The organism is Bradyrhizobium sp. USDA 4516, from assembly GCF_054055915.1.
The window spans coordinates 4,569,170-4,582,330 of the sequence record NZ_JBSRXT010000001.1 but is presented as its reverse complement, the minus strand read 5'-3'; the positions used below and the strand labels follow the sequence as shown (position 1 = coordinate 4,582,330).

The window sequence follows — 13,161 nt, the reverse complement described above, 5'->3', positions numbered from 1 at the left end:
CCCGTCAGGCGACCGCGCGGGCCGGCATGGTTTCGAACTTACCGTCGAGGAAGCCGGTCAACCGCTGCCGGATGATCGCTTCGGCTTCGGCCATGATGCGGTCGATCAGCTCCTTGACGGTCGGGATGTCATTGATCAGGCCGACCACCATGCCGCAGCTCCAGGCGCCGGCATCCATCTCGCCGTCGATCATCACCTTCGGATAGACGCCGGCGACTTGCTCGTGGATATCCTCGATCTTCAGCCTGGCGCCCTTCTCGCGCTCGATCTCGAGCAGCTCATCGACGCCCTTGTTCTTCAGCACCCGCTCGGTGTTGCGTAGCGCGCGCATCACGAGGCGGGTGTCGAGCTCGTCGGCGTCGAGCAGCGCCTGCTTCACATTGGGATGAACCGGCGCTTCCTTCGTCGCGATGAAGCGCGTGCCCATGTTCATCCCGGCAGCGCCCATCGACAGCGCCGCGACAAGGCTGCGCGCGTCCGCCATGCCGCCCGAGGCGACGAACGGGATCTTCAATTCGTCCGCTGCGCGCGGCAGCAGGATCATGTTCGGGATGTCGTCCTCGCCGGGATGGCCACCGCACTCGAAACCGTCGACGCTGACCGCGTCGCAGCCGATCTTCTCGGCCTTCAGCGAATGCCGCACCGAGGTGCATTTGTGGATCACCTTGATGCCGGCCGCCTTCAGCGCCGGCATGTACTGCTCCGGGCTGCGGCCCGCGGTTTCCACCGCCTTGACGCCGCCCTCGCGGATCGCCGCGATGTATTCGGGATAGGGCGGCGCGGTGAAGCTCGGCAGGAAGGTGAGGTTCACGCCGATTGGCTTGTCCGTCATGTCGCGGCAGCGCGCGATCTCCTTCGCCAGCAGCTCCGGTGTCTTCTGGGTCAGGCCGGTGATGATGCCGAGACCGCCGGCATTGGACACCGCGGCCGCCATCTCGGCGAAGCCGACAAAATGCATGCCGCCCTGGATGATCGGATGCTGGATGCCGAACAGTTCAGTGATTGCTGTCTTCACAAGTCTCTCCCGCGTTTCCGCTCAGTGGACGATTTCGAACAGGCCCGCCGCGCCCATGCCGCCGCCGATGCACATGGTCACCACGCCGTATTTCGCCTTGCGCCGCCGGCCCTCGATCAAGAGGTGACCGGTGAGCCGCGCCCCGGTCATGCCGTAGGGATGGCCGATCGCGATCGAGCCGCCATTGACGTTCAGCTTGTCCGGATCGATGCCGAGCTTGTCGCGGCAATAGATCACCTGCACCGCATAGGCCTCGTTGAGCTCCCAGAGATCGATGTCGTCGATCTTGAGGTTGTGCCGCTTGAGGAGCCGCGGGATCGCGGCAACCGGGCCGACGCCCATCTCGTCCGGCTCGACGCCGGCGGCGACGAAGCCGCGGAAGATGCCGAGCGGCTTCAGGCCCTTCTGCGCGGCAACCTTGTCGCTCATGATCACGCAGGCCGAGGCGCCGTCCGAGAGCTGGCTGGCATTGCCGGCGCTGATGGTCTTGCCCTCGAACACCGGCTTGATCTTGGCGAGCCCGTCCGCCGTGGTATCCGGCCGCGGGCCCTCATCCTTGGCCAGCGTCACCTGCTGAAAGCTGACTTCCCTGGTGTCCTTGTTGACCACGGCCATTTTGGTCGTGATCGGCACGATCTCGTCGTTGAAGCGGCCGCCCTGCAACGCGGCGCCGACGCGGCGCTGGCATTCGAGGCTGTACTCGTCCTGCTTGTCGCGGCCGATCCCGTAGCGCTCGGCGACGACTTCCGCCGTCTCCAGCATCGACATGTACATCTCGGGCTTCATCGCCATCAGCTCGTCGTCGACGGCGTGGAACCTGTTCATGTGCTCGTTCTGCACCAGGCTGATCGACTCGATGCCACCGCCGATCGCGATCTCGACGCCGTCGAGCATGACAGAGCGGGCGGCGACCGCGATCGCCTGCAGGCCGGAGGCGCATTGCCGGTCGATGGTGGTCCCGGCGACCGTGACGGGAAGTCCAGCGCGGATGGCGCCCTTGCGCGCGACGTTCATCACCATGGTACCCTGCTGCATCGCGCAGCCCATCACCACGTCCTCGACCTCGCCGGGCGCGATGCCGGCACGCTTCACCGCTTCGGCCATCACATGGCCGGCCAAAGTCGGGCCGTCGGTGTTGTTCAGCGCGCCGCGATAGGCCTTGCCGACGCCGGTGCGCGCGGTGGAAACGATGACTGCATCCTGTGACATGTTGCCTCTCTGGCTTAGGCGACCGCGTCGAGCTGCGTATAGCGCAGCACGTGATAGGCGGGATCGCCGAACTGGATGTTGATGGAGGAAATCCGCTTGAAGTAATGGCCGACATTGAGCTCGTCGGTCATGCCCATGCCGCCATGCAGCTGCACCGCCTGGTCGGCGACGAACTTGCCGGCATATCCGATCTTCGACTTGGCGCCGGAGGCGAGCCGAGACACGCCGGCCTCATCGTCGCTGAGACTGAGGCTCAGATGCTGCATCAGCGACAACGCCTCCTGATGCGCAATGAACATGTCGACCATCCGGTGCTGCAGCACCTGGAAGCTGCCGATCGTGACGCCGAACTGCTTTCGCGTCTTGGAATAGTCCAGCGTCGCGGCGTTCAGTTCGCCGATCGCGCCGACCGCCTCGGCGCAGAGCGCGCCGATCGCGCGGTTACGGCAGGCTTCCAGCGCGGCGACGCCCCCGCCTTCGCTGCCCAGCAATTCCGCGCGCACGCCGCGCAGGCTGATCTCGGCCGCCCTTCGGCCATCGATCGTCCTGAAGCTTTGCAGATCGAGATTGGCGGCGCGGCGATCGACCACGAACAGGCTGACGCCGCCGCGATCATGACGATGGCCCGCGGTGCGCGCGGAGACGATCAGATAATCCGCCCACGGCGCGGCCAGCACCGCCGTCTTCTCCCCGGTGAGCACGTAATCGTTGCCGTCGCGGCGCGCCGTGGTGGTGACGGTGGCGAGATCGAAGCGCGAACCCTTCTCGGTCCAGGCCAGCGCCCAAAGTTTCGTGCCTGCGATGATGTCGGCGATGAACGCCTGCCTCTGCGCGTCGGAACCTGCCTGCTCGATCAAGCCGCCCGCCACGACGACCGTCTCGACGAATGGCTCGACCACGAGATGGCGGCCGAACTCCTGCATGATGATCATGGTCGACAGCGGCCCGCCGCCGAGCCCTCCAACCGCTTCCGAGAACGGCGCGGCGAGCAGGCCGAGTTCGGCGAATTCAGCCCATTGCTTGCGGCCAAACCCCTCTTCGCTCGCGACGATCTTGCGGCGGGCGTCGAAATCATACTGATCGCGCAGCAGCCGCTGGACGCTGGACCGCAACAATTCCTGCTCTTCCGTGAACTGGATATCCATCCGATCCTCGTTGCCGTTAAAGCGCGATGAGATGCGCTTTCTTTGTTTGAGCATGATCTCTTCGGAAAACCGCTTCACACTTTTCCGGATCATGCTCTAGAGTCCAAGCACCGCCTTGGCGATGATGTTGCGCTGGATCTCGTTAGACCCGCCGTAGATCGAGAGCTTGCGCGAGTTCAGATATTTCTCAGACGCCGTGTGGCCGTAGTCGGGGCCCGGCATGAAGTGGTTGGCGCTGACCGCATGCTCGCGGATCGCAAGCCCGTAATTGCCGATCGCCCGATGCGTCAGCTCGGTGATATCCTGGAAGATTTCGGTGCCGCGAATCTTGAACAACGAGGCGGCCGGTCCCGGGTCGATGCCGCGCGCCATCTGGGCGACGACGCGAAGCTCGGTCGCCTCCAGCGCCAGCACGTCGAGCTCGACGCGGGCGATGTCCCGGATGAATTCCAGATGCGCCGGATCGTCTTCGGGGATTTCCGCCTTCACGATCTTCTTCAGCCGCGCGATGTAGCGCGTCGAGCGGCCGATGCCGGCCATGCTGGTGCGCTCATTGCCGAGCAGGAATTTGGCGTAGGTCCAGCCCTTGTTTTCCTCGCCGATCAGGTTCTCGGCGGGGACACGCACGTTCTCCAGGAAGACGTCGTTGACCTCGTGCGAGCCATCGATGGTGATGATCGGGCGCACGGTGACGCCGGGCGACTTCATGTCGATCAAGAGAAACGAGATGCCGGACTGCGGCTTGGCCGTGGGATCGGTGCGCACCAGGCAGAAGATCCAGTCGGCGTGCTGCGCCAGCGTGGTCCAGGTCTTGTGGCCGTTGACGATGTAGTGGTCGCCGTCACGCACCGCCTTGGTGCGGACGGTCGCGAGGTCGGAGCCGGAGCCCGGCTCCGAATAGCCCTGGCACCACCAATCCTCGCCGGACAAGATGCGCGGCAGGAATTTCTTCTTCTGCGCATCGTTGCCGAAGGTGTAGATCACCGGGCCGACCATGGTGACGCTGAACGCCAGCGGCGGCATGGTGCCGGCGCGCGTGGTCTCCTGCTCGAAGATGAAGCGGCGGGTGATCGACCAGCCGGGCCCGCCATATTCCTTAGGCCAGAGCGGCGCGATCCAGCCCTTCTTGTGCAGGATGCGATGCCACAGCAGCATCTGCTCCTTGGAGAGATCGGTCTCCGGATTGGCGACGCGCATCTCCGCCGGGTAGTTGTCCTTGATGAAGGCGCGAACCTCATCGCGGAACGCCGCATCTTCAGGGGATAGCGCGAGCTCCATCTGACCGGCTCCCTACCACTTCTCGCCGAAGGGCCGGATTTCCAACTCGAAGGTCCAGGCGCTCTTCGGCTGCTGATAGAGCTGCCAATAGGCGCCCGCGACCGATGCCGGCGGCATCAAGAGATCGGGATCGTCGAGCGCGTTCGGGCCGAGCGCCTCGATGCGGCGCTGCCGCACCCATTCAGTATCGACGCCGGAATCGATGATCAGATGCGCGACATGGATGTTCTTCGGTCCCAGCTCGCGCGCCATCGCCTGCGCCACGGCGCGCAAGCCGAACTTGGCGCTGGCAAAGGCGGCATAGCCGCTGCCGCCGCGGAGTGACGCGGTGGCGCCGGTGAAGAAAATGTTGCCCTCGCCGCGCGGCATCATCAGCCGCGCCGCCTCGCGCCCGGCCAGGAAGCCGGAGTAGCAGGCCATCTCCCAGACCTTGCGGAACACGCGCTCGGTGGTCTCGAGAATCGGGAAATTGACGTTGGCCCCGATATTGAAGATGCAGACCTCCAGCGGCGCATGCTTGTCGGCGTCGTTGAGGAAGGCCGTGATCTCCTCTTCCTTGCGCGCATCGAGCGAGCGCGCATGGATCTCGCCGCCGGCGGCCTCGATCTCCTTGACCAGCGGCGCCAGCTTGTCGCCGTTGCGGCGGCCAGCGAAAATCGTAAAGCCTTCGGAGGCGAACTTCTTGGCGATCTCGCCGCCGATGAAATCACCGGCACCAATGACGGCCACCGTCCTGTTTCTCTTCTGCATGGTGTACTCCGGTCTTGTTTGAGTGAACTGGCTCGCGGCGATGGCTCAGCCTCAGCCGCGCAGCGACTCCGCGAGCTTGTGCTTCAGCAGCTTGCCCGTCGATGTCGCGGGCAGCGCGTCCATCAGGATAATCTCCGACGGCCGCTTGTACGAGGTGAGTTGCGGGGCAATATGGGCCATCAGGTCCTGTACCGTGGCGGTCGAACCCTTGATCAGTTGCACAAAGGCAACCACCTCTTCGTTGCCCTCGACCGGCCGGCCGACCACGGCGCATTGCACCACGGCGTCGTGCGTGCTCAGCACCGCCTCGATCTCGGCCGGATAGACGTTGAACCCGGAGCGGATGATCATCTCCTTGGTCCGCCCGACGATATAGAGCGCATCATTCTCGAAGCGGGCCAGATCGCCGGTGTTGAACCAGCCGTCGGGGTCGATCGCCTTCGCCGTCAGGTCGGGCGCGCGGTAATAGCCGCGCATCACGTTGGGGCCGCGAACATGCAGCTCGCCGACTTCGCCTGACGCAACCGGCTTGAGGTCGCGGCCGACCAGCTTGGCCTCGAGGCCGGGCATGACGGTGCCGACCGCATGGTCAGCCCGCGGATTGTCGGGCCGGACGCCGGAGATGCCCGGCGAGCATTCGGTGATGCCGTAACCGTTGAGCAGCGGCAGCCCGAGCTCCTGCTCGACCCGTGATTTGAGATCGAGGTCGAGCGGCGCGCCGGCCACCGAGATCACCCGCAACCGGCCGCGATCGAGCTTCGGCAGGCCGGCATTGCGCCGGTATTCGAGCAGACGCTGATAGGTCGCGGGCACGCCGTTCAGGATCGTGATGCCCTCTTCAGTCATCGCCTTGACCAGCGCGGCCGGATCGTATTTCGCCACCAGACGCACGGTGGCGCCGATCATCAGGGTCATGGTCAGCAACGAGATGCCGACGATATGCGAGATCGGCAGCACGCAATACTGCACGTCATCGGCCGCCATCTTTCGGAAGCTTGCCGTCGCCCGGGCGCTGAACAAGAGATTGCGATGGGTCAGCATCACGCCCTTTGGCGTGCCCGTGGTGCCGGAGGTGTAGATGAGAACCGCGACCTGGTTGGCGCCGTCGGCCTCGACCGGCTCAGCCACGGTTGCCAGGTTCAGGCCGGTGACGGCGATGCCGCGGAGCGGCCCGACATCCTGCACAGCCGCCTCATAGCGTGCGGCATGCGTAGCCGCCTCCTGCGACACCTCGGCGGTCAGCAGCACCCGGCGGGCGCCGCTGTGATCCCTGATCTGGTCGAGTTCACGCGGCGACAGCCGCGGATTGACCACGATGGACCAGACATCGAGCCGGCTCGCCGCCAGCAGCAGGCAGGCGAGCGGGATCGAATTCTCGCTCACGATCATCATGCGGTCGCCCGCACGGATGCCGAGCGCCCGCAGCGCCTCGGCAACGCGACCGACCGTTCGGTCGAGCTCGCGGTAGGTCAGCCGCATCTTGTCGTCGATCAGCGCCGGATGATCCGGCGTCGCCCCGACGTGGTGATCGATCACCTCGTGGATGCGGTTCGGCAAGCCTTCCACACTTCCTTCAAACTGGGTCGACGCCTGCACTGAAACCTCCCTGTGACAGCCCTTTGGGCCTGATTTGTTGTCTTGAGGAATTTTCCCGCTCAGGCGGTCTTGCGTCGCGGCGCAGCCAGCTGCGCGACGATCTCGTCCTCGACCTCGCGCAGCTTGTCCTTGCCGAAGAAGATCTCGTCGCCGACGAAGAAGGTCGGTGAGCCGAACGAGCCGCGCGCCACCGCGTTGCTGGTGTTGTCGATCAGCTTCTTCTTCACCTCGTCCTGCTGGGCGCGGGCGATGATGCGGTCGATATCGAGGCCGGAGGACAGGAACGCTTCGCGGAACACCTGCGGATCGTCCATCTTCTTGGGCTCGGACCACATGTGGTGATAGGCGGCGCGAAAGTACGGTTCGAACAGCCCTTCGAAATCGGCAGCGACGACGCCGCGCATCAGCATCAGCGTGTTGACCGGAAAGAACGGGTTGGTCTTGAACGTCGTGATGTTGTAGCGGCGCAGGAAGCGCTCGGTCTCGAGCGCGTTGTATTCGGGCTTGTTCTTGATGCCGCGCAGCGACTCGCCGGGCGACATGTTGCCGGTCGCCTTGTAGACGCCGCCGAGCAGCACCGGGATGTAGTCGAACTTCACGCCGGTGCGCTTCTCGATTTCGGGCAGCGCCTGCTCCGCCAGATAGGCGTTCGGACTTCCAAAATCGAAATGGAATTCGACCTTGAGCGGAGCAACCATGGAACGCCCTTCCCTTTGAGTACCAGCAGCCCTCAGCCGCCGCGTTGATCGAGCCGGGACCTTAAGTTCTATTTTAGAACTGTCAATATGATATTTGTCATCTAATGACCAAGTCACGGCTCCAGGTGACGCATCCTATTGAAATGACGTTAGTTCTGTTTTAGAATTTTACTAAGCGATATCGTTGCTGACCGCAGGAGATGCTGATGAAATGGGATGCCCTCGAGGAGGAGCCGTGCTCGGTGGCCCGCACGGTGGCTGTCATCGGCGACCGCTGGAGCCTCTTGGTCCTGCGCGAATGTTTCCTGCGCATCCGCAGGTTCGATGACTTCCAGGCCTCGCTCGGGATCACGCGGCATCTGCTCGCCGACCGGCTGAAGAAGCTGGTGCGGTTCGGCGTGCTGCGCAAGATCCCCTATCAGGAAGCGCCGAAGCGCTACGAATACATCCTGACGCAGAAGGGGCTCGACCTCTATCCGATCATCATGTCGATCGTGCACTGGGGCAACGTCCACATGGTCGATTCGCGCGGCCGGCCGATGCTGCACGAACACAAGACCTGCAAGAAGATGTTCGATCCCGTCATGGTCTGCTCGGAATGCGGCGAGCCGCTGAGCGCGAAGGCGGTCCACGTGCATCCCGGCCCCGGTGCGCGGAAATCATCACCGGTGCACGCCAAGGCGCAGGAGCAGGCCAGGCGTGCCGCTGATTAGACCAGGATGTACTGTTTACGAAGCCGGCTCGCCTTGCGCTGGCGGCTGCTCAGTGTGACGGCGCAGCCATCAGCGCAACATTGCCGCCAAGCAGACAGCCGACGGCACGGCCGCCAGCGAAGCCGATGCGGACCCGAATCTCGGACAGCCGCCCCATCGCCCTGCCCTGCAGGATTCGAATCTCCTCGTCATCAGGAGCGACCAGGCCGTAGTCGAGCAGGCCGAACGCCAGCGCCGCGGCCGCAATGCCGGTCGCGGCATCCTCCCGATAACCTGAGGAGCGCGGGAATTGCCGCGCCTCGAACAGGCGAGCCTTTCGGTCGATCACGGCGAATGGATAGAGCCCGGTCGATCCGATCCGGCCGCAGACCGCCTCGACTTGCTCGGCCGCGGGATCGAGCGCATTCAGCGCGTCGGGAGAACGCATCGGAACGAGTGTCTTGATCCGCGATGTGACGGCATTGCACGGTGTCGCCGCGTCGATCGCTTCCGGCCCGACCGCGAGCGCCCGCAGCACGTCGTCGCGTTGCCCCGTGGTCAGCGGAACGGTCTTCCCGGCCGGCTGGGTGATCTCGACACGCGGCTCGCCGTGACGATCACGGCTGATGAAGCCGGTGACCGGACCGCTGCGCGTCGAGATCCGGATGGTGTTGGCCGGCAGCCTTCCCTGGCGCGCAAGCAGCCAGAGCGCGCCGATGGTCGCGTGGCCGCACATTTCCATTTCGTGATTCGGAACGAAGAAGCGGAACGTGGCGTCGAAATCGTCACTCTGCGCCGGCAACACGAAGCCGGATTCGTGACCATGGCGGCGGGCGACGTCCTGCATCTCGGACGCGCTCATGCCGCTTGCATCCACCACGATCGGACAGGGATTGCCGCCCTGCCCATCCACTGTGAACACGCTGACCAGTTCCGCTGTCGCCATGATGTCGCTCGCCTGTCTCGCCGTCCCTACTTGACCAGCGTCGCGCCGGTCTCCGGATGCTGCAGCCAGCCGAGCAGCGCCTCGTGGAAGCGCGCCGGCGCCTGGATTTGCGGCGAATGGCCGAGGTCGGGGAATTCGATCAGCTGCGCATGCGGGATCCGCTTCACGGCCTCCTTGCCCAGCACCGGATAATTGCCGAGCGTCTTGCGGATCTCCGGCGGCGCAGTGTCCTTGCCGATCGCGGTGGTGTCCTTGTCGCCGACAAACAGCAGCGTCGGCGGCTTGATCTGCTCGAATTCGTAGAACACCGGCTGGGTCGCGATCATGTCGTAGAGCCGCGCCGAGCTCGACGCCACGGCGGCGCGGCCCTCTCCGCGATACATGCCGGCCAGCATCTGCACCCACGTCTCGTAGGACGCATCCCACGTGTCGGCGTAATAGGTGGCGCGCTCATAGGCGCGGATGCTGTCTGCGGTGACGCGCGTCTCGCGCTGCATCCAGCCGTCGAGGCTGAGCCACGGCACGCCCTTGGCCTTCCAGTCCTCCAGCCCGATCGGATCGACCAGAACCAGATGGTCGGTCGCCTCCGGATACATCAGCGCATAGCGCATCGCCAGCATGCCGCCGGTCGAATGGCCGACCATGATCGAATGCGCGATCCCGAGCGAGGCGAGCAGCGCGCGGCTGTTGCCGGCGAGCTGCTGAAAGGTGAACTGATAGCGCTCCGGCTTGCTGGACTTGCAGAATCCGATCTGGTCCATCGCGATCACGCGATAGCCGGCGCCGCTGAGCGCCTTGATGGTGCCGTCCCAGGTCGCGGCACAGAAATTCTTGCCGTGCAGCAGCACCGCGGTCTGGCCGTTCGGCGTCGCCGGCTTGACGTCGAGATAGGCCATGTCGAGCTCCTGCCCCTGCGAGCTGAAGCGATAATGCTCCACCGGATAGGGATAGTCGAAGCCCTGCAATTCCGGTCCGTAGGCCGGCTCGGCGGCCGATTGCGCCAAGGCGTTGGACGATCCGAGCGCAACGGTCGCAGCGACGGCGATGTGAAACAGGGTTTTCAGGGGCATCTCGGCAAATCCAGAACTCAGGGGCGATCTCGTGATGCCGTAGCCGAACGCGTGGGCGCCATCCAGCGCCCAGCGATGATTTGTTCGTGATCCCGCGCGAAATTACGCCGGATCGAACGCGCGGATCGGCGGCAGATTGCCGTTGAACCGCTCGACCTCGACGCTGGTGAGCTGGCCGGTGCAGCCCTGCGCGAAGGATGACGTGCCGATGTCGCGAGTCAGCACGTTCGGATTGCCGTGCACGCAGAGCGGCGCATCCTCCTCGGGGTCCATCGGATCGTACCAGGCGCCGGTCGGCAGCTGCACCACGCCGGGCGCGATGCCGTCGGTGACATGCACCGCGGCAAGGCAGGCGCCGCGCGCGTTGAAGATGCGGATGATGTCGCCGTCGGCGATGCCGCGCGGCTTGGCGTCGCGCGGATTCATGCGCGCGACCTCGCGGCCGCGATGCTTGGCGTCGAGCGAATGGCCGCCGAAATCGAGCTGGCTGTGCAGGCGCGTCACCGGCTGGTTGGCGACGAGGAAGAACGGCGCGCCCGGCGTCGGCGTGTCTGATTTCTCGAGCCAGACCGGATGGCCCGGACAGTCCGCATCGCCGTGGCTAGCGATCTTCTGCGAGAAGATCTCGATGCGGCCGCTCGGCGTCGGCAGCGGGCGCGCGAGGGGGTCCTCGCGAAAACGGCGCAGCGAGCCGCCGTCGTCGAGATGCTGCGGCACCACCAGGCTGCCGCGCGCCCAGAACTCCTCGAAGCTCGGCGCTTCGAGCCCGCGCGCGGCGAGCGCCTTGCGGGTCGGCTCATAGAGATGTTCCAGCCATTGCCGCGAGGTGCGTTCCTCGGTGAAGGGCTCGCGGGCCCCTAACCGCTCGGCGAGGTCGGCGAAGATCTCGTAGTCGTCGCGCGCAAGGCCGAACGGTTCGGCGATCCGGTGCATCGCGACCATCAAGGGATCGTTGCTGGAATAGCCGATGTCCTCGCGCTCCAGCGTCATGGTCGAGGGCAGCACGATGTCGGCGTGGCGCGCCGTCGCGGTCCAGGCGAGCTCGTGCACCACCAGCGTATCGAGCCGCGCAAACGCCTTGCGCAGGCGGTTGAGGTCCTGGTGATGGTGGAACGGATTGCCGCCGGCCCAATAGACGAGGCGGATATCCGGATAGGTCCGCGTCTCGCCATTGTAGCGATAGCTGGTGCCGGGATTGAGCAGCATGTCGGCGATGCGCGCCACCGGAATGAAGTTGGCGACGCCGTTGCGGCCCTGCCCGAGCGTCGGTCCCGGCACCGCATTGACGCGGCGGCCGTAATAGCCGATCGCGCCGAGCGAATAGGCGTAGCCGCCACCGGGCAGGCCGATCTGGCCGAGCGCCGCCGCCAGCACCATGCCCATCCACACCGGCTGCTCGCCATGCTCGGCGCGCTGCAACGAATGCGACACGGTGATCAGCGCTCTGCGGCCGGCAAGCCGGCGCGCGAGCGTCTTGATGGTGCCGGCGTCGATGCCGCAGATCGCCGCCGCCCATCCGGCGCTCTTCGGCACATCGTCGCTCTCGCCGGTCAGATAGCGCAAAAACACTGGCCAGCCCTCGGTGTAGCGATCGAGGAAGGCCTGATCGTGCAGGCCCTCGCTGACGAGCGTATGGACGATGCCGAGCATCAGCGCGGTGTCGGTGCCGGGCGTGGCCGTCAGCCATTCGGCGCCGGCCTCGACGGGGAGATCGTCGCGCAGCGGGCTGACCAGGACGAACTGGCAGCCGCGCCGCTGCGCGGCTGCCATCGCGCCGCGCTCGACATGCTTGCTGATCGAGCCGCCGGCCACCATCGAGTTCTTCAGCGCCATGCCGCCGAACGCCAGCACGATGTCGGTCTCGGCCGCGATCTGCTCCCAGGTGACGTTGCGCTTGGTGATGTCCTCGTAGCCGGTCAGGATCTGCGGCAGCAGCACCGATGACGCGCCCGAGGAATAGGTGTTCACCGAGCGGACATAGCCGCCCATGGCGATGTTGAGGAAGCGGTGCACCTGGCTCTGCGCGTGATGGAAACGGCCCGCGCTCGACCAGCCGTAGGAGCCACCGAACACCGCGCCGGGGCCGATCGTGTCGCGGATCCGCGTCAGCTCGCCGCCGAGCAGATCGATCGCCTGCTCCCAGCTGACCGAGACGAATTCATCGCGGCCGCGCCGATCGTCTGGGCCCGGCCCGCGCTCGAGCCAGCCGCGGCGGATCGCAGGCTGCGCGATGCGCGCCTGGTGGCGCAGCGCGCCGGGGAAATTGTTGATGATGCGGTTCGGATCGGGATCGGCGGCATAGGGCCTGACTTCGAGACCCGCCTTGCCGAGCCGCGCCGAGAACACGCCCCAATGCGAGGTGTGCGGCTTGAACCCGTCGGACAAATCGAGGCCGGGATCGGGGTGGCCAATGGTCTCGCTCATCGATGCTCCTTCATCCCAGGCCGGCGCCGCGCCTGTAGCAACATTCCGCCAGTATAATGATCCAATCGGCGCACGGTACCCGCTAACACGGATCGCACCGTGCCTTGCCGGCATGACTGCGGGCGACGGCGGCGGAACTCCCCGCCGGGGCCGCGCCGCCAAAATATCGAAAACAACCCCATGCAAAGGAGCCGGCGGCCGCCGGCGCTCGAATGGCGGCTTGACACGTCGGGCAAATCAGCGGCACACTTCCAATATTCCGAAATCGCGCAAGCCCCACTCGCCCGCAACAGCGGGCTCGCGGATGGCGCTTGCCGCCCAAACCCCTCCCCACAATT

The 13,161-nt window shown here is 65.4% G+C and carries 11 protein-coding genes; 1 reads left to right on the top strand and 10 read right to left on the bottom strand.

Going from position 1 to position 13,161, the window contains the following annotated elements; genetic code table 11:
• Nucleotides 1–4: 4 nt before the first annotated feature.
• From ACVI1L_RS21260 to ACVI1L_RS21230, 7 genes are all read right to left on the bottom strand, one after another.
• Complete coding sequence (locus tag ACVI1L_RS21260; RefSeq protein ID WP_057019203.1) at nt 5–1,015, bottom strand: NAD(P)H-dependent flavin oxidoreductase; 1,011 nt, start codon at nt 1,013–1,015, stop codon at nt 5–7.
• 21 nt (nt 1,016–1,036) lie between these two features.
• Entirely contained in the window at nt 1,037–2,224 is a 1,188-nt protein-coding gene (locus tag ACVI1L_RS21255; protein ID WP_168855810.1) for an acetyl-CoA C-acyltransferase, read from the bottom strand.
• A 14-nt stretch (nt 2,225–2,238) separates the two neighbouring features.
• On the bottom strand, nt 2,239–3,369 hold the full coding sequence (locus ACVI1L_RS21250) for an acyl-CoA dehydrogenase family protein (RefSeq protein ID WP_456785574.1): 1,131 nt from the start codon (nt 3,367–3,369) through the stop codon (nt 2,239–2,241).
• A gap of 96 nt (nt 3,370–3,465) precedes the next feature.
• Nucleotides 3,466–4,647 (bottom strand): acyl-CoA dehydrogenase family protein, encoded by a 1,182-nt coding sequence (locus ACVI1L_RS21245; protein ID WP_456783697.1) that lies wholly within the window; start codon nt 4,645–4,647, stop codon nt 3,466–3,468.
• 12 nt (nt 4,648–4,659) lie between these two features.
• Nucleotides 4,660–5,397, bottom strand: coding sequence for an SDR family oxidoreductase (locus ACVI1L_RS21240; protein ID WP_076830559.1), 738 nt, complete (start codon nt 5,395–5,397; stop codon nt 4,660–4,662).
• 51 nt (nt 5,398–5,448) lie between these two features.
• Complete coding sequence (locus ACVI1L_RS21235; protein WP_456783696.1) at nt 5,449–6,993, bottom strand: class I adenylate-forming enzyme family protein; 1,545 nt, start codon at nt 6,991–6,993, stop codon at nt 5,449–5,451.
• 59 nt (nt 6,994–7,052) lie between these two features.
• The gene (locus tag ACVI1L_RS21230; RefSeq protein ID WP_456783695.1) at nt 7,053–7,691 is read right to left on the bottom strand and encodes a DsbA family protein; all 639 of its coding nucleotides are present in this window, start codon (nt 7,689–7,691) and stop codon (nt 7,053–7,055) included.
• 206 nt (nt 7,692–7,897) lie between these two features.
• Here ACVI1L_RS21230 and ACVI1L_RS21225 point away from each other — a divergent pair, with 206 nt between their 5' ends.
• Nucleotides 7,898–8,404 (top strand): winged helix-turn-helix transcriptional regulator, encoded by a 507-nt coding sequence (locus ACVI1L_RS21225; RefSeq protein ID WP_456783694.1) that lies wholly within the window; start codon nt 7,898–7,900, stop codon nt 8,402–8,404.
• Nucleotides 8,405–8,453: 49 nt separating this feature from the next.
• Here the strand turns inward: ACVI1L_RS21225 and ACVI1L_RS21220 are convergent, their stop codons facing one another.
• The 3 genes from ACVI1L_RS21220 to ACVI1L_RS21210 all read right to left on the bottom strand — a co-directional run bounded on the left by ACVI1L_RS21220 (nt 8,454) and on the right by ACVI1L_RS21210 (nt 12,823).
• The gene (locus ACVI1L_RS21220; RefSeq protein ID WP_456783693.1) at nt 8,454–9,329 is read right to left on the bottom strand and encodes a PhzF family phenazine biosynthesis protein; all 876 of its coding nucleotides are present in this window, start codon (nt 9,327–9,329) and stop codon (nt 8,454–8,456) included.
• 26 nt (nt 9,330–9,355) lie between these two features.
• On the bottom strand, nt 9,356–10,399 hold the full coding sequence (locus ACVI1L_RS21215) for an alpha/beta fold hydrolase (protein ID WP_456783692.1): 1,044 nt from the start codon (nt 10,397–10,399) through the stop codon (nt 9,356–9,358).
• 102 nt (nt 10,400–10,501) lie between these two features.
• Complete coding sequence (locus tag ACVI1L_RS21210) at nt 10,502–12,823, bottom strand: molybdopterin guanine dinucleotide-containing S/N-oxide reductase (protein ID WP_456783691.1); 2,322 nt, start codon at nt 12,821–12,823, stop codon at nt 10,502–10,504.
• Nucleotides 12,824–13,161 lie beyond the last annotated feature (338 nt).